This window comes from Agrococcus sp. KRD186 (assembly GCF_017168255.1).
GTDB lineage: Bacteria > Actinomycetota > Actinomycetes > Actinomycetales > Microbacteriaceae > Agrococcus.
Map to the genome: position 1 here is coordinate 2,534,316 of NZ_JABFAP010000001.1, position 21,183 is coordinate 2,555,498.

The 21,183-nt window shown below is 66.6% G+C and carries 12 protein-coding genes; 7 read left to right on the plus strand and 5 right to left on the minus strand.

Annotated elements, in window-relative coordinates; translation table 11 throughout:
- Positions 1-15: 15 nt before the first annotated feature.
- A complete protein-coding gene (locus tag J1M46_RS12470) occupies positions 16-534 on the minus strand; it encodes a DUF1877 family protein (protein ID WP_206448094.1) in 519 nt (172 codons plus the stop codon).
- Positions 535-731: 197 nt separating this feature from the next.
- On the opposite strand from J1M46_RS12470, the gene J1M46_RS12475 reads away from it, so the two are divergent.
- Positions 732-1,181: a YbhB/YbcL family Raf kinase inhibitor-like protein gene (locus J1M46_RS12475; RefSeq protein WP_206448095.1), complete on the plus strand. Its 450-nt coding sequence runs from the start codon at positions 732-734 to the stop codon at positions 1,179-1,181.
- Between the two features lie 50 nt (positions 1,182-1,231).
- On the opposite strand, the gene J1M46_RS12480 is transcribed toward J1M46_RS12475, so the two are convergent.
- Positions 1,232-2,401: a TM2 domain-containing protein gene (locus J1M46_RS12480; RefSeq protein ID WP_206448096.1), complete on the minus strand. Its 1,170-nt coding sequence runs from the start codon at positions 2,399-2,401 to the stop codon at positions 1,232-1,234.
- 174 nt (positions 2,402-2,575) lie between these two features.
- Between J1M46_RS12480 and J1M46_RS12485 the strand changes: the two genes are divergently transcribed.
- Complete coding sequence (locus J1M46_RS12485) at positions 2,576-3,466, plus strand: DUF429 domain-containing protein (RefSeq protein ID WP_241249665.1); 891 nt, start codon at positions 2,576-2,578, stop codon at positions 3,464-3,466.
- A gap of 47 nt (positions 3,467-3,513) precedes the next feature.
- Here the strand turns inward: J1M46_RS12485 and J1M46_RS12490 are convergent, their stop codons facing one another.
- Genes J1M46_RS12490 through J1M46_RS12500 form a run of 3 tightly spaced genes read right to left on the minus strand, consistent with a single transcriptional unit; the run spans position 3,514 to position 9,615 of the window.
- On the minus strand, positions 3,514-6,630 hold the full coding sequence (locus J1M46_RS12490) for a helicase-related protein (RefSeq protein ID WP_206448097.1): 3,117 nt from the start codon (positions 6,628-6,630) through the stop codon (positions 3,514-3,516).
- On the minus strand, positions 6,627-8,420 hold the full coding sequence (locus J1M46_RS12495; RefSeq protein WP_206448098.1) for a phospholipase D family protein: 1,794 nt from the start codon (positions 8,418-8,420) through the stop codon (positions 6,627-6,629). Before J1M46_RS12495 ends, J1M46_RS12490 begins: the two co-directional genes overlap by 4 nt.
- Positions 8,413-9,615 carry a DUF6361 family protein gene (locus J1M46_RS12500; protein WP_206448099.1) on the minus strand — a complete coding sequence of 401 codons (1,203 nt, stop codon included), beginning with the start codon at positions 9,613-9,615 and terminating at the stop codon, positions 8,413-8,415. The genes J1M46_RS12495 and J1M46_RS12500 overlap by 8 nt, the downstream gene beginning before the upstream one ends.
- Positions 9,616-9,981: 366 nt before the next feature.
- Between J1M46_RS12500 and J1M46_RS12505 the strand changes: the two genes are divergently transcribed.
- The 5 genes from J1M46_RS12505 (at position 9,982) to J1M46_RS12525 (ending at position 20,997) form a co-directional block, all read left to right on the plus strand.
- Positions 9,982-11,811, plus strand: coding sequence for a DNA/RNA helicase domain-containing protein (locus J1M46_RS12505; RefSeq protein ID WP_206448100.1), 1,830 nt, complete (start codon positions 9,982-9,984; stop codon positions 11,809-11,811).
- 148 nt (positions 11,812-11,959) lie between these two features.
- Positions 11,960-14,692: a hypothetical protein gene (locus J1M46_RS12510; protein WP_206448101.1), complete on the plus strand. Its 2,733-nt coding sequence runs from the start codon at positions 11,960-11,962 to the stop codon at positions 14,690-14,692.
- 2 nt (positions 14,693-14,694) lie between these two features.
- A complete protein-coding gene (locus J1M46_RS12515) occupies positions 14,695-16,221 on the plus strand; it encodes an AAA family ATPase (RefSeq protein WP_342384375.1) in 1,527 nt (508 codons plus the stop codon).
- A gap of 55 nt (positions 16,222-16,276) precedes the next feature.
- Positions 16,277-18,418, plus strand: coding sequence for a DNA methyltransferase (locus tag J1M46_RS12520; protein WP_206448102.1), 2,142 nt, complete (start codon positions 16,277-16,279; stop codon positions 18,416-18,418).
- Complete coding sequence (locus J1M46_RS12525; protein WP_206448103.1) at positions 18,415-20,997, plus strand: DEAD/DEAH box helicase family protein; 2,583 nt, start codon at positions 18,415-18,417, stop codon at positions 20,995-20,997. The genes J1M46_RS12520 and J1M46_RS12525 overlap by 4 nt, the downstream gene beginning before the upstream one ends.
- Positions 20,998-21,183 lie beyond the last annotated feature (186 nt).

Consider the following 21,183-nt stretch of genomic DNA (forward strand, 5'->3'; position numbering starts at 1 on the left):
GGAGCGAGTCATCGATCAGCCGATGAGGTAGGCCATCCCGCGATCCTCCGCGGCAAGTCCCGTGACGAACATGCGAGCCGCGCGGAGGTACTGCATGCCGTAGTCGGCCTCGGCGTCCGAGTGGCGCCCGAAGCATCCGATCTCGACGAAGCGAGCTCGGGCTTCGGCATCGTCGATGCCCGCCAGATCGTGCGCAATCGCCACGACTTCCTCAGGCGTGAGCGCTCGCACCCACGCATCCCAGCCCCACTCGCGGCCGGTCACGCGGCCCTCGAACATCCGGAAGGCGGCTCGAGGCTGGTCATCGAGCGAGCCGGGTTCAGTGAGCCGCTGCAGCATCGACCACGCTTTGTCGAGATATAGCATGTCGCGCTTCGCGACGGACTGCTCGAAGTTCGTGACCGCCACTGTCGCGCCCGGTTCGAAGCCCCAGGCGTCGGCGAGTGGATCGCTCGAGATGAAGCTTCGGGGGTCGAGGAGCGCCTGCTCGGTCATCGCGCGGTCGAAGGAGTATGCGTAATACCTGATTCCCATGCCGGGAGTGTCGTCCGAAGTGACGGAGCCGCGCGCGGGTGCGCGCCGCCTCTGTGGAGAGCGGGGCGCCTTCGGGCGCTGCTCCCGGCGCTTGCGCGACCGGTGGCGGGGGCACTGGCGTTGAGATCCGCCGCCCCACTTGTATCCGCGGCCGGTCGATGCCAGCGTCGAGGCAGGACGACACGAAGGAGCACCCTATGGGCCTGAACATCGGCGACCTGACGATCACGACCGACGCCTTCGAGCCGAACGGCCGCATCCCCGACCGCTTCACCGTCGACGGCGGCAATGAGCAGCCAAGGCTGGCGGTGCACGGCGTGCCGGCGGATGCGGTGGAGCTCGCCGTCGTCGTGCATGACCCGGATGCGCCGCTGCCGCGCGGCTACACCCACTGGGCGGTCTACGGGCTGCCGGCGCAGAGCGGCGATGTCGACGCGGGCGCGGGCAGGCAGGCGAAGAACTCGGCGGGAGATGCCGCGTGGATGGGGCCGCAGCCCCCGGTCGGCCACGGTGACCACCGCTACTACTTCTGGGTCTACGCGCTCTCGCGCGCGGTGGAGGGCGAGCCCAGCCGCGAGGAGTTCCTCGACGCGTACGCCGACGCGATCCTCGAGCAGAACCGCGTCGTCGGCACCTTCTCGCGCTGAAGCAGGCGGGCAGCGACTGCAAGAGCGGCCGCTGCCCGCCAGTCCTTGCGCTACTGCACCGCGATCGTCCAGTTCCCATCGGCCATGACCGTCACGACCGACGGTCCCGCACCGATCGGCACCGTGCCCGTGTAGGCACCGATGTCGTTGACGAGCAGTCCCATGGCGAGGAAGTCGTCGCTGTGCTGCTGCACGATGAAGTTGGCTGCACCGTCGTGCGTCAGCGCGGCGGCACCGGCGTCGCCCCCGTAGAGGAAGACGCCATCGCCGGAGCCCGAAGCGGCCAGCTCGGGCGCGCTCGCGACCGGAGCGATCGTCAGCTCCCAAGCACCGTCAGCGGTCACCTGCAGGCGCACGCCCTCGCCGAAGGCGCTGACGCCGTAGACGGCCGTGCCGCTGTACGCGCCGATCGTGTTCACCAGCAGGTCGCCGGTCGAGCCGTTGCTCGCGTCGAGCACCTGCACGATGAAGTTCGCCGACCCGTTGTGCGACGACGTGACGATGCCTGCGCCCGCCGGAAGCTCGACGATCGAGTCGCCCGAACCCTGCTGCGTCACCGGCTCGAACGTGCCGTAGGTGTCCGCCGCCCACGAAGCCGCGTCGTCCGCCGGCTCCTCGACAGGCGCCGCGGGCTCCTCGGCAGGCTCTTCCGCAGGCGCCTCCGCCGCGGGCTCTTCCTCAACCTCTGCAGCAGGCTCGGCTGCCGGCTGTGACACCTCGGGCATCGCGGCGGGCACGCGGTTGCCAGCAGTAGCTCCGTTGACGGCCCCGATGATCACGCCGAGCAGCATCCAGACCCCGGTGATGATCCACGCCAGCTTCTTGTGCTGCTCGTAGCCCTCGAGCGGCCGTCCGAGCTTGTCGGTCCGCTTCCCGACGAGCGTGATGATCAGGTCGACGAGCGCCCAGATGCCGAGGCCGCCGAACGTGAGCAGCTTCACGATGCCCGTGCCGACCTTCCCGAGGTAGAAGCGGTCGACGCCGAGTACGCCGAGCAGCATGGCGAACAGCCACGTCGCGACGAAGCTCTTCAGCGGCACCTGCGGCCCGCCAAAATTGGGGGCGGATGCGTGCCCGGGCACGGGCGCGAAGCCGGCGTTGGGTGCGGTGCCGGGTGCGGGTACGTAGCCCGGCGCGGCGTACTGCGGAGCGGGCTGCTGCGGCGCTGCGCCGCCAGCCTGTGCGGGGCCGTAGCCCTGCGAGGGGTTGGTGTGGGACATGGAGGTCTCTCTTGACAGGGTGAACCCACCGGCCTGGGGGTCGGGGGAGAGGGGGCCGATCGGCTGCGGGCGTCTCGACCTGTGGTGAACCTATTGGCACCCTCTGACACGGGGCATCGGGCAGCGCCTCCTAGGGTGAGGGAATGACCGCGCCCTCAGTCCACCGGCATCGACCTGGCGTGGGGCCCGAAGAACCGCACCGGCCTCGCCGCGGTGTCCTCTGATGGCAGGCTCCTCGCTTCGGGCAGTGCGCTTAGTGACGACGAAATCCTCGCCTGGATCTCCGACCACGCGGATGCGTTGGGTGTCGTCGCGATCGACGCACCGCTAGTCGTCACCAACGCGAGCGGTCGCCGGCGCTGTGAGTCACTCATCCAGGAGCACTTCGGCCGTTACGACGCGTACGCCCACTCGACCAACCTCGGCAAGCCCGAGTTCAACCCACCGCGCGGCGCAGTGCTGGCCGAGCGTCTGGGCCTGCCGCTCGACCCGGACGGCCCGCGCTCGGGCGTCGCGATCGAGGTGTACCCGCATCCCGCGATGGTGGGCCTATGGGAGCTCGACCTGATCTTGAAGTACAAGCACAAGACGAAGTACCCCTTCGGCTTCCGCAAGCGCGAGTTCAGCCGCCTGCTCGACCTGCTCAAGCGCGAGCCCACCCTCCGCGTGACCGAGTTGCCGCGCTGGGGCGAGCTGCGCACCATCGCCGCAACTGCGACCAAGCACATCGACCTGAACCGCATCGAGGACGAGGTCGACGGCATCGTGTGTGCGTGGCTGGCCTGGCTATGGGCATCCAAAGACTCGCACCTGCAGATCTACGGCGACGTCACCGACGGCTACATCATCGCTCCGTCTCCGCCATTGCACCCATCGAAACCGCGCGGCGACCGGGTCGCACCTGCTCGAGCGGTTCGCTTCGAGGACGACACACAGCCGCGTCGACGGATCGCCGTCGCGCCCGAATTCGCACTCGACGGCCCATCTCGGCGATGGACGCTCTCGGTCGACGAGGCACAAGCCCTCGAGCAGGCGTTGCGCGAGATCCGCGGCCAGGCGCAATAGACGGCTGCGTCACCGGCGGCGTTCCGCATACCGTCGGCCCCCGGTGGTCATTCGGGCTGGGACGGTTGCGAGACGAAAGCTCGCGGCGGCCGAAGGTTGATCGACACGGCCCGGGTGCTGTCGCGGCCCTTCATCTGCAACAAGCGCAGCATGTCTTCCTGCCGCGGCTGGCCAAGTGTGAGGCGGTACAGCGCCAAGGCCTCCACCAATCGGTCGTAGCGCTCGTGCTCCCTCGCAAGGGTCAACGTTGCCACACGACGGTGGATGCGCGCGGGGCCGGGGTAGATCCACCAAGGCGCGAACTCACCGAGGTCCTCGGCGCTACCTTCTGCGGCGGCAATGGCGGCCTCCCAGGCGGGGGAGTCTGCATGCAAAACGTCTTCCCAATGTGCCATCGCGACGTTCTTCCGCACGGCGTGCCCCATGAACCGGTGGACGCGACCTTCTCGCTGCTCGAAGTCCACCGGGTTCGACGGCAGGTTCCAATGCACGACTGCGTGACTCCACCAATGGAAGTCGATTCCCTCTTGCCCGACGCTTGTCGAGGCAAGCACGAAGGGCGCGAATGGACTGTTGAACGCGGCGCGCACGTCGGCCTGGCGCGCAGCGACCTTTGCATCGGCGTCGGTGTGCTGACCGCCGTATCGCACGGCGAAGCGCGTGCGGAATACGAGGGCGTTGCGCTCCGCGGTGTTGTCGTGTCCGCGCAATGAAGCCGACGTCATGCGCAGCGCCCGCGACGCCATTTCTGCTGCCCGTGCAAGCTCGTCGTCGTCGAGCAGCTCGCCACCGAGCTCGCTCCGCAGCTGGTACATGTACTCGTCCAGCACCGCCTGCAGGTTGCCGTCGGCACAGTAGTCGATGACGCGCCGCCAATAGGGCAGGTCGCCACCAGCCAAGGTGTCGAGGAGTGCGGTGCTGATCGGCCGGTCGAACAGTGATCTGAGAGCGAGCGAGAGCCGCCAAGCCGCTGCCCAGATGCCTTCGGCGGTCGCCCCCTCTCCGGCGACGGAGCGCACAGCTCGGTAGGCGATCGAGCCCGGCGAATGGGCCGCGAGGTGACCAAGATCCGGATGCGTCGAGGTCGTCGCGTGACGGGTGTCAACGACGGTGCGCACATAGGTAACCAGGTTGCGCGCTGCACCACGCCCCTCCTCCTCGTCGAGCGCCTGTGCAGCGTCAGATACCGTCCTATCCGCTCTACGGATCCCGTCCGGTACCGCGCCTGCAACCGAGAAGAATGCCTCCCACGCTTCCTTGGCCTCTTCACCTCGGATGTTCCGCACGGCTGCCGCTGCGACTTCGCCGGCATCCAAGCGCCTCCCGTGCTGGCGGACCATCGCGAGCACGTCGCCGCGCTTGGCAAGTTCAGGATGGGGCCAGAACAGTGCAAGCAGGTTCATCTGGGCGGGACGCCCGTCGACGAGGCGCCAGCTCAGGCGCCGCGCGACAGCGTCAGGCGAGTCGAGGGCATCTGCTGCCGAGGTCCCGCGCGTCGCGAGCCGCTCGGCCTCGTGGCTGAGCAGGCTGCTGATCGCGGTCGGGACGCCGGACCATGCCGAGAACACGACGTGTTTCGTCATGTCACGGTCGACCGAGGAGTAGATCGGGCCATCCTTGAGGTAGCGCATCGTGGCAGGTACCCAGAGCAGCTTCCACCATCCGCGATCGAGCGTGTCTCGCGCGAGAGCGCGCAGCATGCCGTTGCCGAGCTCGATCGGCGCCTTCTCGGCGATGGCCTCCTTGGTGACGCTTGCGGTTCTCGCGAGCAGCGGAGCAACGCTCTGGCCCCCGTCTGCTTCGAGGAGTTCGCGCGTGCGACTTCCGGACTTGTAGGTCTCCATGAAGGTGGAGAAGTAGGGGATCGACTTCCAGTGGTCCATCTCGATGCGGACACCGATGTGGTCGCCGAGCCGCTGCAACGCGATCCAGTCGGAGACTTCGGATGCTGTGGGTGCGCCGCCGTCGAGCGGGCGCTCGATCACCATGTCGGTGTCTGTGCCGAGCGGAGGACGCTCGCTTCGCGACATGAGAGGGAGCAGCGCTGCGCGCACACGCTGCGCGGTGACCCCGCCGTCGGATCCTGCTACGAGTGCTTCCCGATGGGCACGAAGGGCGTCCGCGACCGATTCCACGACGCACTCGTCGCGCGCCGCGAGGAAGCGCACGGTTTCAAGGAAGTCGCGCGCATGGTCTTCGCCTGACTCGCCCCGGGCGGTGAACGGCTTGTAGGGAGTCGCGGACAGCAACAGCACCTTCGCGTTCTCGTGGCTGAAGAGGCTGTCGGCGAGCTCCGAGGCCTCGCCGTGCGAGGGGTCGAGGAGCGTACGGAACCGTTGGAACTCGTCGAGGATCACGAGGTCCGGTTCGAGCGCGTCGACACTGGCCTTCGCGAGATCCTGACGCAGGCTGCCGATCAGCGCCATCGTCCGGTGCCACAGCTCACCTTCCACGGGTTCGCCGGCTGCAGCGCGTTCTCGCAGCGTCACGAACTCGGTCAGCGTGCCGCGCTCGCGAACCATTGCGTCGAAGCTCGTCACGATGCGCTCGTCGGGGCCAACTCGCCGCTCAAGGTCCCACGCGAACCAGGTGACGTGGTCGGTGAACCGCTCGACCGTCTTGACCGTGCCCTGCAGCAGGATTCGGGTCGCGTGGCGCTCGAGAGCGGTCGCGTTCACGAGTCGGTCGAGCAGCACCGCGAGCATGGCTCGTTCGTCGGCAGAGCCTGACCGCCAACCGCCGTCTTTGAACGAGGTCCCGGGCGTGAACGAGACGAGGTTCACCTTCTTGGTGCCGTCGAGCGATGGCTCGTTCAACCGTGTGGTGTCCCGTGCCAGCAGCGTCAGACGCGTCGCCATGCTGATGTGACGGTCGCCAGTCACGTTGAGCCGCTGGAGGTTCTGCTTCGCCAGGTCAGCGTTGCTGCAGATGTAGACGATGTCGATTCGGTCGACGGATGCGTCGTGTTGCAATCGTTCGATCGTGCGAGCGATGACGCCGCGGGCGACGATGCTCTTGCCGAGTCCCGTTTCGTCCGCGACGAGGAAGCGGCCGGTGCCGTTGATCGCGCCTGCGCCGTAGTACCGATCGATCACGTGCTCGACCGCATCGCGCTGGAAGCCCTTGAGGCCCGCGACGACGGCATCCGCGTCGAAGGAGCTCATCTCGGATCCCCTTGGTCGAGACGACGCGCTTCAGCCACCGCGGACCACACCTCGAGAAACCCTGTGGGCAGGGCGCGTCCACGCTCTTCGGCGGAGAGTTGCCGCAGCACCCGCTCGATCACTTCCAGCCCGTCATGGTCGGCGCCGGTCGATCGTACGAGCAGCTCGAGCAGGCCACTGCCGTCCTCGGCCACCGATCCGCCGAAGGCTGACCACGCCCCCGCGCCCGAAGACTCGAGCAGCGGGACGGTGCCACCCGCCTGAAGCAGCAACTGCAGGAACCTGGCAAACGACCGTGGGTCGATCAATTGCCGAGCGACGATCGCATCCCTGCGATCCGCGACGTCGTCGATCAGTCTCGCGACGAGGATGCTGGAGGCACGATGACCTTGTGCGTCCGAGGCCGTGAGCACGACGAACGGCGTGATCTCGTGCAACGCGATCGAGCCCGACCGGAATGCGTTGTCGCGCCGCGGAAGCGTGGTGCCCGCCAGGTCGGGACGGGTCGCGAGATGCCATCTGACCGTGACTTCCGCATCCGCTTCGTCGTGCCCTCCGAGTTCATCCGAAGAATGGCCCTCTCGCCAGAGTTCGAACGCATACGGCTCCCCGGTGCAGATGGCGATGGTGACCTCGGCAGTAGCCAGTTCTCGAAGAGCGCTCTCCAACCGCCAGCGGGCTTCCTCCTCCGGTGGCACGTCGGTGCCTCCGGTCGTCGTGTACGACTCGAGAATCGGAGCGAGGGACTGCAATGTCGCGTCGACACCGATGCGCGCCGTGGATCCGACGACGTCGAGCATGACCTCGACGTTCGAGGACCACGCGGCATCGGTCGCGTTCGCCGAGCCGATGAGCAGGCGGGACATGTGGGGGCCGTCGTGCACGACAAGCTTGGCGTGGAGTCCAGAGAGGATGCCGAGGCCGAGGTCGACGCCATCGTGAGTGACCGACGGGTCTGCGGTTTCGTCAAGAACTTTGAGCGACAACCGCCCATTCTGGAGCGCAGTCGGGTCGAGCCGGTCGAGCTGCTCCGGCCTCGCGACGACGTGCGTTGCTCCGCCCGGCCGCGCACGAAGCCTTTCGAGCGCGTCGGACGTGATGAATGGCGAGACGATGAGTGACTGCCGCTGTTGCGGCAGCTCGATCGGGTCGCGTTCGATGCCCAGCACATGCACCTCGAGCGTCTTCGCCTCGGCCGGTGCCTCCCACGCGATCGACTGCCAGCGGTCGGCGAGGTCATCGATGCGTTTGCGGCGCGCAGCCGGCATCGGTTGCACGAGGTGCCGAGGCAGCCAGCGCAGCAGCGCGGACATGGAGTCGTTGGAGCGCGCCGTCATCGTGTCGACACTTGCTGACGGCGTCCCATCGATCGACACCACCGCATCCCAGGTCTGGTCGGTCGTCAGGTTTCGGCTGCCGCAGACGAATCGGTAGGCCCGCTCCCCGTCGGCCTCGAACTCGAGGAACCACACCTTGGGGTGGAACAGTCGTCCGCGCATGCCGACCGGGTGCACCATCGGCTCGAGGAGCGCGACGAGGTCATGCATCTTCGGCAATGAGACGCACCCCGCTTGCGCGAAGATGTCGACGCGATCCGCCGCCCGGCGCAACGCATCGAGCACGCCGACGGCGTCATCGGCGTTCGCGCGGGATCCTGCGAATGCAAGTGGCACCTTCAGCGCGCTCTCGAGGTTGAGCGTGAACGTGGTGCCGACCGCATGAGCAAGCGCGAAACCCGGCGGCGGTTGCAGCAGGTCGGAGAGCAGCGCTCGGACATCGGGCTCAAGCACGATCGAGTCCGTCGTGGATGTCCGTCAGTATGCGGCGCACGACCGGCCACCGATAGCGCAGTCGATCGCGACCTGCTGCACCACCCCACGTGGCGAGCCGGGCGGGGTTGCCGAGGCGCGCCTTCGGACCCTTGATGCGTTCGCGGCGCGCGACGACCGCTCGCGCATTCGCGCTGTCTGGAATCTGCTCGGGTGTCACCGACGCAATGACACGCAGCCAGTCGGCGACGAACCGTCTGGTCGACGTGGCGACGTTCGGTGGTCGGCCTGGCTCGGCCTCAACTGCGGTGAGCAGCTCCTCGAGCCGCCAGGTAGGTGGGAGAGCCAGTTCGCGGATGCGCTGGGACCATTCGGCGAAATCATTGCGGTACGCGTCACTGATCGGTGTGCCGCCGAGCTCCTGTGGACCGACGCCGTGGTGCTCGCAGTCCTCGGCGAGCAGCAGGTTGTAGAGCAGTTGTGCACCGTGCATGACCGTGGAGAAGCGCTCGGCATGCGTCAGCAGCGATCGAGCCCTGTCAGGGGCCGTGGCCGAGGTGGGCTCTTCCCAAGCAGTTCCAGACTCAGCCGTTGGGCGCTGGTTCGCGAAGTGCGCGAGCAGGGACCCGGGCGACGACTCCAGCAGCCGCTCCTGTAACCACCGCGCTTCCGCGAAGCTCAGCGCGAATCCTTCATCGACGTCATCGGGAAAGCCGTGCGGTGCCGGCGGGGTGGTCCAGATGGTGCGGCTGATGGACTCGTCCTCCTCGTGGACGACCACCCGCTGCGGGCGCGACAGCTCCAGCGCCTCGGTGCGGCTCGCAGCGTGGGACAGGATCCCCCAGCGCTCGAGCGCGCCCCAGTAGACGGTCGACGGCAGGTTCTTCAGCGCGCGGCCGACGGTGGCGCCCATGAGGCCGTCGGCGTCTCGGGACCGGCCGAGCGCGCCGATGAGACCTCGCTCGAGCTCGTCAAGTCGACGCTTCGGGTCTCTGGCACCAGCTGCAAGTTCGAAGCACCATGGAACAAAGAGCGCATACCGTGCGCGGGTGTGCAGCGTCGATGTGCCCGGGAAGAGCGCGTCCGACACGGCATCGCGAATCTGTCCGAGGCCCAACTCGTCGCGCCCCTCAGAGGCGCCGAACAGTGCGACGATCTCGCGCATCCGTCGCTGTTCGTCGGCCGAGCTGTCGAGCCATGCGATCAGTGAGGCCACGGGGACCCTGCATGGCGACCTGCATCGGTGCTGGACATGCAGCCAGCGTAAGGTGTGGATTGCTCGCGTCCGGAAGGACGCACGCGGTTCGCATCGGTGAGGGAATGTCGATTGAGTGCGGTTCCGACCTGGGGAGCAGGTGATGGCGCCCTTACCGGCGGCGTCGACTAGTAGCCCGACCACGATCTGCGGACCCACGGGCCGCTTCTTAGACAGGCCGACCTTCCGCAGCCCGTCCTCGTCGGCCTATACGCTCGAAGTACATCCGTCCGGCCCGACAGGCGCGTCACCTGACAAGCCTCCACCCGCACGGGAAGTACTCGTGCTTCCAGGGGTTCTGTCGTGCCGCTCTACCGCGGATCAGCTGTGCACCTGCGCGCCCGCATCGAGGCTGGCACGCTGGTGGACGAGATGGCGAAGTCGTTCTTCCACGAGGTCGGCCACAGACCGAGCGCTGGCGAGCGTGGGTCGTGGGCGAGCAGTCTCGACGTGCTGACCGGAGACCTCGTCGACGCAGGTCTGGGCGACGTGGAGGTGCTGCTCGAGCATCGACCGCCGTTGACCAGCAAGCGTGCCGACGTCATTCTCTGCGGCGTGCACCCGAGGTCTGCGAAGCCACAGGTGCTCGTCGTCGAGCTCAAGCAATGGTCCAAGGCGCGAATGCTCGATTCGGCCGACGATGCCTGCGTGCTCGACGGCATGGGTGAGCGTCTGCATCCGCTCGCCCAGGTGCACGGCTACTGCGAGTACCTGAGGGACTTCACCGCTGTCTTGGAGCATCAGCACATCGACCTCACTGGCGTCGCCTACCTCCACAACGCGGACGACGACAGTATTCGTGATCTCTGGAACCTGCAGCCAGCGAGCGACGTTCGCATGTTCACGGCTCAGAGGCGGGGTGAGTTCATCGACTTCCTGAAGAGCACGCTCGCGCCCGCGCCGGGGGCGGAGACTGCGGACGCGCTGCTCGGCTCGGCGATCAGACCCAGTCGTCAATTGCTCGCGGTGGCTGCCGAAGAGGTGCAGCGACAGGAGCAGTTCGTGCTCCTGGACGAGCAGCGTCTCGCCTACTCACTGGTGCTCCGGGCAGTCGAGCGCGCCCGTACGGCGAACGCGAAGGAAGCGATCATCGTCACCGGCGGCCCCGGATCCGGCAAGAGCGTCATCGCACTCGCCCTTATGGGAGAGCTTGCGCGTCAGGGCCGGAGCGTCGTGCATGCGACTGGCTCGGCCGCGGTCACGAAGACGCTCCGCAAGGTCGCCGGTGCCAGGGCTCCGCGCGTGCAGAAGCTGTTCAAGTTCTTCAACGACTTCATCGATGCCGAGAAGAACGGGCTCGACGTGCTGATCGCTGACGAGGCGCACCGGATTCGGGAGAACTCCAGCAACCGTTATACGCCGGCTGCGAAGCGCACGGGACGGGCGCAGGTCGCAGAACTGATCGACGCTGCACGCGTGCCCGTCTTCCTGCTTGACGAGCACCAGGTGGTGCGCCCCGGTGAGCTGGGAACGGTCGCCGACATCAAGGCGGCAGCAGCGAGTGCCGGCATTGGCCATCGCGTCGTAGAGCTCGACGGCCAGTTCCGCGCTGGCGGCAGCCGGGCTTACGAGCACTGGGTGCTTCGCCTGCTCGGTCTCGAGCCCGGCGGGCCCGTCGCTTGGCAGGGCGATGATCGCTTCGACCTGCGGGTAGCGGCCGCTCCGAGCGCGATCGAGGATTCGTTGCGCGCGAAGCTCGTCGAGGGCTTCGGTGCCCGCATCGCGGCCGGGTACAGCTGGCCGTGGGGTGACCCGCAGGCCGACGGCACGTTGCCGTCCGACGTCGTGATCGGTGACTGGTCGAGGCCCTGGAACAACAAGAAGGACACCAGCCACGGCGATGCCCCGGGCACACCCTTCTGGGCGAGCGATCCTCGCGGATTCGGGCAAGTCGGATGCGTCTACACGGCTCAGGGCTTCGAGTACGACTACGCGGGCGTGATCTTTGGAGAGGACCTCGTCTGGCGCACCGACCGCTGGGTCGCACAGCCGGCGAGAAGTCACGACAGCCAGGTCAAGCGCGGGTCCCCAGCGCAGTTCGACCGGGCGGTGCGCAACACCTACAAGGTGCTGCTGACCCGGGGCATGCGGGGTGCGACGCTGTTCTCCACTGATGCGGAGACTCAGCAGCTGTTCGAGCAGCCCGTCGAGGCGTGAACGGTCGGAAGCGGCCAGGCTGACGCGCCGATCCTGTGGGGCAACGGTGCGTGTCACTCGCCGCGGTTACGCTGAGTGATAGTCACACTTTCCCCAGGAGTGCGGCTGCGCATCGGTGCGCGTGGGCTGGGCTAAGTCGAGGTGCGTCATGGCACTTGAGGTCGTCGGTGGTGGTTCCAGCGCTGTCGCGGCGTCGTCGCATGCAGCGTGCGCGCGGTTCCGAGGCACGGATCCGCTGATCACCGGCATGACCCGCCGCAACCTCGCCAAGGCAGTCGGTTTCGCCGACAGCTCGGGCGCGATCCCACAGGCACGATGGATGCGCGCGATGGTGTTCGAGCGGCTCGTGCGCAATGAGAGCTTCGCGGGAGAGGTAGCGACTCGAACGATCGGTGCGCTCGGCCTTGCGCGGCCTGAGGAAGTCGTCACGGTCGATGCGCATGCGGGCGTCGCTGCGACGGCTCAGGCTCTCGAAGCAGCACATGCGCGTGCAGTCGAGCGCGGAGTCGCCACGCTGATCTTCCAGCTCGCCGTGCCATTCGTCGGCTTCGAAGACACGCGCGCCACAGATGTGAAGCCCGACTTCGCGGTCGTCGCGCCGGCTGTGGAGGCACAGCGCGCGTCTTGGCTCGTCATGGGCGATGCGAAGGATTACGAGCGTGTGAGGTCGCGAATCGACGATGCACGATTGCTGAAGGGCTTCCTGCAGGTCGCGATCGGTGCGGCATCGGCTGCTGCCTGGTCGAAGCTTCCTACCGGAATGGCTGTGCATCGCAAGGGCGTGCTCGCGGTGCCCCGGAATGCGTTCCTCCAGCCAGCGCCGATTGTGGAGGACCTCTTCGACTACCAGGAAGAGGTGGCGCTGCGCATCGCCGAGCGGCGGCGAGAGGCCGAACAGTCGGTCTATCTGCCGGATCAGCCGGTGACGTCGATCGTGCAGCACCTCGAGGCGACGTTCGACCCGTCTGCGTGCAAGACCTGCACACTGTTCTCCTACTGTCGCGCGGAACTTCGTCGATCGGTCGAGCCCTCCGATCTGCTCATCGAGCTCGGCGTCGCCCGTGCAACACGTCGCCACGCGCTCGGACTGGTCGACGGCGTGACCGAGGTGGGGCGGGTGCCGGCGTCCACTGCCGCGAACATTCGCGCGACGCTGAGTGGCGTTGCAGAGTGGACGGGTCAGCGCCGTGTCGATCAGGCCGGTGCTCCGGGCAGCGTGAACGTCGTGGTCGCGAAGTCGGATGCTGCCGCGCTGGGCATGCACGGGATCGGCGTCCAGCGCGTCACGGCGGATGGTCGTGGGGCGTGGGCGTTCACGACATTCGATGACCCGCAGTCTTCTGACACCCGCCGCCGTGTCATGCGCCTGCTCGGAGATGCGCTGACCCGCGCGATGCGCGACCAGCGCCAGGCTGCAGGCGGTGGTGTCCCGCATGCAGTGCACTTGGTCGTGCCGGACGGCGCCACTGCCGACCTGCTCGTGTCGATCGCCGACAACCTCGCAGGCGTGGAACTGAGTCGCCTGCGCTGGCTGCGCGACAAGGAGGAGGGGCGCCCTGCCCTCACCTACGATGGCGAGCCAGCGGTGATCCCCCCGGGGATCAAGGAGGTCGAGCGCACCGCGATCGCACTGCTGCTCGAAGACGATCGGTCTCGCGCATTCCAGCTGCGCTGCCCGATCATCGACGTTCGCGACGTGCTGGCTCGTCACGTCGTCGCGGGCGGTCCCGCCGCCGATGCCTATCGCCTCGACTATCTCGTCGGCTGGGCCGAGTCGCACGAGGCCGCTCCGCTCGAGCACCGGGCGTTCGCCGACGCGATCGAAGCCGCGAAGCACACACCCGGCGCGCGTCTGACGAGCGACGCGTCCGACGCGATCCACGAGGCACTCGTTGGTCGGCGTCGCAAGCCGAGCGACGTCCCGGTGACCGACCCCGAGGGCTACGCGCGGCTGGTGACCGAAGAACTGCAGTACAAGGCGGCGGTGCTCGAGCGGGCACTCGACGTGCTCGACCGTGTGCCGTCGTCGAACCTGCGGCCGGCCTACCGGGCGATCGAGTCGGATGCGCAGCAGGTCTGGCGCCGTCGGCTGACGCTCCACGCGTCCGATCTTGTCCGCTTCGGCCGCACGTACCGGCCGTGGCGCAATGCGCTCGTGCCGATGACCGAGAGCGACGGCGCATGCGCGTCCCAGCTGCTGGCGCTGTCCAACCCGCTTGCAGCGCGCGACCTCGCAGCCGACGCAGGCAACAGGCATGTCGCGTTCGCAAGGGTGGTGCGGGTGTTTCCACTCGTGCTCGAGATCGACTCTCGTCGCATCGGTGACGGGTCGCGGATCGTGGCGGTGGCGATCAATGGCGAGCCCTGCGCTGAAGAGTCAGACGTCGCCGTGGACACCTCCAAGAAGGGCTCGTTTAGCATCGACGGTCTTTCGATCGGGCCGCTTGCGCTGATCGACGAGGAACGACCGAAGCTGCTGCTCTGGGAGCCATTCCATGCCCCGATGGTCGAGGTGGGCGACGAGGTCGTCGTTGCCGACTTCTCCTGGTTCTCAGAGCTCAAGGGCATCAAGCAGCTGTCGATCCCGAAGCCGAAGGCAGACGACACGTCTGCCCCGAAGGCCGACTGCGTTCCTGAGTCCTTCGGAGACGATCCTGCATCGCATCAGTGGTGCTGTCGCTCGCACGAGAGCCGCGAGGCCGAGTTCGCCGACCAGCTCGCCGAGCGTCGTGCGAGGGGTCAGCTGAATCCCAACACGTGGCCGCCTGTGCGCGACGGTGACTCGTTCGAGGTGTCGGCGGCGGGCTCGCCTGTCGGCGACGCGTTTGCGGCCGTCGCCGTGCCGGTGCCGGATGACCAGACGATCGACGACCTGGAGTGAGCGTGCGCGAGGAGCAGACCGAGACCGGCCCCTTCTGGCCACCGCAGCGGGCCGCGCTTGGTGAGGAGTACCACGAGGCTGCGGCCGAGCTCAACACCGCCGTCGCCCAAGAGGCGAGCGCAGAGTTGGCGGAGATGCTGTCTGGCGCGTCACCGCTGGAGCGCATCCTGCTGAAGGCCGCAGCCGGTGCCGGAAAGTCGTTTGCGCTCAAGCGTCTGGTCGCAGAAGCCGTGCAGCATTCCCACGGGCGACGGGTGGCGATCACGGCGTTCACAAACAAGCAGGTGCGGCCGCTCGCAATGTCGCTCGGCACTGCGTTGGGCAAGAGTGAAGTCGCGATCCTGGCAAGCAAGGCTGCGTTCGCGGAGATGCCACCCGAGGTGCTTGATGTCGCGACGGTGGTGACGTCGACGAAAGACCTGCCGCTCGAAGTCAAGGTCGTCATCGGCACGGTGCACCGGCTGGGCGGCATCGGCGAGCTCAAGCGTCTGAGCAACCACCTCGGGCCGGGCGCCAACGGTATGGCGCCGTTCGATGTGCTGTTCGTCGACGAGGCGTGGCAGATCGCTCATCATCTCTTCGACAAGGTCACGCGGCATGCCCCGCTGTGGGTGGGCGTGGGCGACGTGGGTCAATTGCCGCCGCTCGAGGTCGGTGACAACCCGTGGCGCGGCGATCCCGGCTACAACCCATACCGGGCCTGGCCGACCGACTACGAAGATGACCCGCGCACCTGGGCGCGTGAGTTGCCTGCCGTGTGGCGGCCGGCCGCGGGGCATCTGGCACTCTGGCGAGCCTTCTACCCCGAGTGGTCGTCGCTGCACTGCGTCGCGGCTCCGGGCGATCGCTCGATCAACATCGCTGGCATGGCCGAGGGGGCCGCGGAGGTGTGGAGGCAAGTCGGCTCAGGCGTACCGACGTTGCTTGAGGTCGACGGGCTGCCAGAGGCTGAGGCAGCCGACATCGACCTTCCGCTGATGCAGTTCGTCGAGGGACTGCTCGACGAGTTCTTCGCGGCAGGAGCGTCGCTGGTTTCGGCTGAGTACGAAGCGGATGTCCCCGGTCGGCCGACCGGAGCGTGGCACACGACGGCGCCGGGAGGCGAGCAGAGCGACCCGATCGTCGCGATCCTCGCAACGCGCAACCAGTCCGTCGACGACGCGATCGAGGTGGTCGAACGTCTGCAGCAGAAGTACGAGCTGACCGACCGCGACATCGTCGCCTCGACCGTCGACTCCTGGCAGGGGCAGACGAACGGCATCACCATTGCGGTGCACCCGCTGAATGGCGCGAGCGAGCTCGACACATTCAACTCGGCGTTCGGCCGCCTCGCTGTGGCATGCACACGCGCGACTCACGGACTGCTGATGGTGACGCGTCCGGGCCTCGACGAACTACTGGCTGAGGCACCCGCGCGCCCCGGCACGCCGTTCGGCGAGCCGGGTACGCGGCAGTTGCCTCGGCAGACGCACCAGCGCATCCTCGCGGCGTTCGCGCGCGGCCGCATCGACGTGTCGGACGACGAGTGACCGCCGCTCGGCTGAAAGACTTGATCCTCACCCTCGCTCACCATGAAGGAGCAATGTGTCCCGGCTGAATGACCTGCTGAGGAAGCTCGAGACCACCGACGCCGCGCTCGCGAAGGACCTGAAGCGCGAGGTAGATGCGCTCGCGCACCGACGCGCGTTCGGCCTCAACTTCGAGCGGCACGTGCCCGAGGCAGTCGAGTTGCCTGGACGCCCCGTGCGTCGTGGCGACAAGGTGCGCATCCTGCCGCCGCGTGGTTCGAAGGCGAACGCGGGGGACGATCGCCTGTGGCGCGTCATCGCGATCGAGAAGGACTTCGCCGGTGCCCGCACCGCGACGCTCGAATTGATCGACGACACAGCGGAGACCGCCGCGTCGCAGGTCGACGACCTGGTCGTGGTCGCCGAGTTCCGCGACCCCATCTACCCCGGGCTCGTCTCGACCGGCAAGGTCGAGCGCGGTGGCGATAAGCCATATCACGCGGTCATCAACGCCGAGAATTACCACGCGCTGCAGACCTTGCTGTTCACGCACCGCGGCAAGGTCGACGCGATTTATATCGACCCGCCCTACAACACCGGCGCGAAGGACTGGAAGTACAACAACGACTATGTCGAGGGTGAAGACCTGTACCGCCACTCGAAATGGCTCGCCTTCATGGAGCGCCGCCTCAAGCTCGCGAAGGAACTGCTCAATCCCGACGATTCAGTGCTGATTGTAACGATCGATGAGAAGGAATATCTTCGCCTGGGGATGCTGCTCGAGCAAACTTTTACGAGTGACGCCATTCAGATGGTGACGAGCGTGATCAACCCGATGGGATCACGGAGAGCCGACGAGTTCTCACGCGTCGAAGAGTACGTTTTTGTAGTTCGTATCGGTACGGCTGCAGTACCCGATACGGCTCGGACGATGCTGGATCGCGTGACGGATAAGAAGAGCGTCGGCGAGACGGAGGTCCGTTGGACTCCGCTGAATCGAGACGGCAATGGGTGGGAGCGATCTGCCCGGCCAAACTTGTTCTACCCCGTCTTTGTTGACCCGGTGACCCGGACTATCGCGGAGCTAGGCGAGTCTCTCAGTTTGACGGATCTTCGGTCGTCTGTTCCTGACCGAGCTGGACTCGTCACAGTGTGGCCGATGAAAGGTGACAGAGAAGCCCGCTGGCAGGTCGGCCAAAGTACTCTAAAACAGTTCCTCGAGGGCGGGTGGGTGTCGGTCGGCTCGTTCGATCCCGACCGGCGCGTCGCATCGATCCGATACCTGACCTCCGGCGCACAGGCCAAGGTGGCTTCGGGCGCCTTCCGAGTCACCGGCCGACGCCCTGACGGCTCGAATATCGTCGTTGCTGACGGTGCCGTTGAACAGCGCCCCCGCTCGGTCTGGGTCGTTCCTTCTCATTCAGCGCGAGACTTCGGCACATCGTTGCTTAGGGCGTTCCTTCCCGACCGAAAGTTCCCGTATCCCAAGTCGCTTTACGCGGTTGAAGACGCATTGCGCTTCTTCGTCGGCTCGAAGCCCCAGGCAATCGTTCTCGACTTCTTTGCAGGCTCTGGCACCACCACCCATGCAGTATTGAGACTCAACAAACAAGACAATGGCTTCCGCCGGAGCGTCTCCATCACCAACAACGAGGTGGGGCCAGCGGACCAAGCGGACTTGCGAAAAGATGGATTTCGCCCTGGGGACCCGGAGTGGGAGCGATGGGGCATCTGCGATCACATCACTGAGCCACGTATTGCCGCGGCGATCACGGGCAACACGCCTGCGGGCGACTCAATCAAGGGGGACTACAAGTTCACCGACGAGTTCGCGATGGCGGATGGATTCGATGCAAACGTCGAGTTCTTCGCGCTCACGTACGAGGCGCCGTTGCGCGTGTCGAGTCACCGCGAGTTCGCGAAGGTAGCGCCGCTCTTGTGGCTGCGCGCAGGATCAGAGGGGCGTCGCATCGACGACGTGTCGTCAGGATGGGACGTCGCTGATACCTACGGCGTGCTCGCTGACCTGAATCAGGCGGATGACTTCGTCGAGGCGATCGCCGCGCAAGCGAAAGCGCGTCTCGCGTTCATCGTGACCGACGAGGATCGCCTGTTTGAGGCAGTCGTTCGCGACCTGCCAGACCATGTCGAGCCCGTACGCCTATACGAGGCGTACCTCCACAACTTCGAGATCGAGACGGGCCGGAGCGCGCTGTGAAGTTCACGCTGAAGGACTACCAGGAAGACGCCGTCGATGACGTCCTGAACTCGCTCGACCGCGCGCGCGTGGCATGGCAGCGCGACGGCGAGGAGACGTCGATCGCGCTCACTGCTCCGACCGGCGCCGGTAAGACGGTCATGGCGGCTGCCGCGATCGAGGCACTGTTCTACGGCTCGGAGAAGTTTGACGTCGAACCCGATGAGGGAGCGGTCGTGCTTTGGTTCTCGGACGACCCGAATCTCAACGATCAGACCCGTATGCGTCTCATGGACGCATCCGAGAAGTTCACGTCGTCCGACCTCGTCGTGATCGAGCCGCCGTTCGCGCGACCCAAGCTCGACCCGGGGCGCGTGTACTTTCTCAACACCCAGAAGCTGTCGAAGACCTCAAAGCTCACCCGCGGTCACGTCGCCGACGAGACCCAGCTCGACATGGCTGAGGTCGGCACTCCCGACCTGCAGGGCTACACGATCTGGGAAACAATTGCGAACACGATCGCCGACGAGGAGCGCACGCTTTACCTCGTGCTTGACGAGGCGCACCGCGGCTTCAACGCCACTGCCACGCGCGACAAGACGACCCTCGTTCGCCGGCTCGTCCAGGGTCACGCGGGTTACCCCGCGATCCCAATCGTGTGGGGCATCTCGGCGACGATCGACCACTTCAAGACCGCGATGGACGAGGCCGACGCGTCGAAGGACCGTCGGGCATTCCCGCCGGTGATGGTCGATCCGTCGCGCGTGCAGGAGTCGGGACTGGTCAAGGACGTAGTGACGCTCGAGATACCGAACGAGGCCGGCAACTTCGACACCACGCTGGTCAAGCGGGCCGCCGAGCGTCTGCTCCAGTCGACCACACGCTGGGCAGACTACGCGCAAAGCCAGGGATTCACCGAGAGGGTCGTCCCGCTGCTGGTGCTGCAAACGCCGAACACGCCCGACCCGGATGCGATCGGTCGCGCGCTCGACACGATCGCCGACGTGATGCCCGAGCTGCACAGCGGCAACATCGCCCACGTGTTCGGTGACCACAGTCGCCAGCACTTCGGCGGTTGGGACGTTGCGTGGCTCGAGCCACAGCGCGTGCAGGAGACGCCGACAGTGCGGGTGCTCATCGCAAAGGATGCGATCTCCACTGGGTGGGACTGCCCACGTGCCGAAGTCATGGTTTCGTTCCGTGCGGCCAAGGACAACACCCACATCACCCAGCTCCTCGGGCGCATGGTGCGCAGCCCGCTGGCCCGCCGGGTGCCTGGCGACGAAGCGCTCAACTCGGTCGAGTGCATCCTGCCGTTCTTCGATCGAACGACCGCCGGCAAGGTCGTGCGCTACCTGACCGGCAACCTCGCCGAGATGCCGGGACCGACCAAGAAGGTGCTGGTCGACGGACGCGAACTCCGACCTAATGCTGACGTACCCGAAGCGGTGTGGGCGGCGTGGGACAGTTTGCCGACTCAGACGCTGCCGAAGCGTGGCGCGCGGCCCGTCAAGCGGCTCGTGGCGCTCGCACAGGCGCTCGCGATGGACGGCGTGCGCCCTGGTGCGTTGACCGAGGCGGAACTCGAGATGCATCGGGAACTCGATGCGTTTGCTGTTCGCTACCCAGAACTGCTTGACAAGCAGGTCAACGACGTGTGGCGAGTCGACCTCCAGGCGATCTCCGGCAGCTCGACGTCGACCAAGCTGACCTATCGCGACTTCTCGATGCGTGCCGATGACAGGGCCATCCGGTCGGCATTCGAAGAAGCGAAGAAGGCGTTTGGGGCAGACATCGCCCAGTCATACGTCAATCACCTCGCGGGCGAGGACGACGGCAGCGACGACGGGCTCCGTGACGCGTATGTGCGTGCGGCGGCACTCGCGACCATCACGGAGCTCCGCGAGAGAGTCGATCAGGAGGCGACGCGACTGGTCGACAAGTGGTTCGCCGAGCACCGCGTTGCGCTCAAGGGCCTGCCCGACGTGCGGCAGCAGGACTACGAAGAGATCCGCGCGATGACCATCGCTCCGCAGCGTGGCGAGCTCAGCCGGCCGCGGTCACGCATGGAGGACTTTCAGATCATCGATGAGCACGATCAGCTGGCTGTTGCGCCGCTGGTCGAGAAGCACCTGATGTCGGACGAGCACGGCATGTTCCCGCTCTCGTCGCTGAACGAGTGGGAGCGCAAGGTGGTGGTCGCCGAACTGCAGCGGCCTGGAGCTGTGGGCTGGTACCGCAACCCGCCGCGCTCCGCCGGCGATTCTCTTGGCATCGCGTATCGGGACATGCAGGGCAACTGGCGCACCATGTATCCCGACTTCGTGTTCTTCCACGACATCGCTGGTGAGGTGAAGGCGTCGATCGTCGACCCGCACGGCCATCACCTCGACGACGCCACCATCAAGCTGAAGGCGCTTGCGGCGTTCGCCGAAGAATTCGGCTCAGCCTTCCACCGCATTGAGTCCGTCGCTGCCTTCGGCGCCACGATGAAGGTGCTCGACATGACCCGCGCAGAAGTCCGACATGGCGTGCTCCACGAGAGCAAGCCAGCCGTTGACTTCTACAAGTCGGATATCTCGATCGTGTACGAAGGGTGAGGGTCGGCGCTTCCTGATGAGTTGAACGGGTGGGCAGATGTGCAGCCGGTTGCCAGCTAGGGTCTGCTGCACGGATAGGTGACAGTTCTAGTCACGCCGCGAGTGCGACGGTCGTGTTCATGATGGTCTCGAACTCGATGGGCGTCAAACGGCCCAGGGCTGCTTGTCGGCGACGCCGGTGGTAGG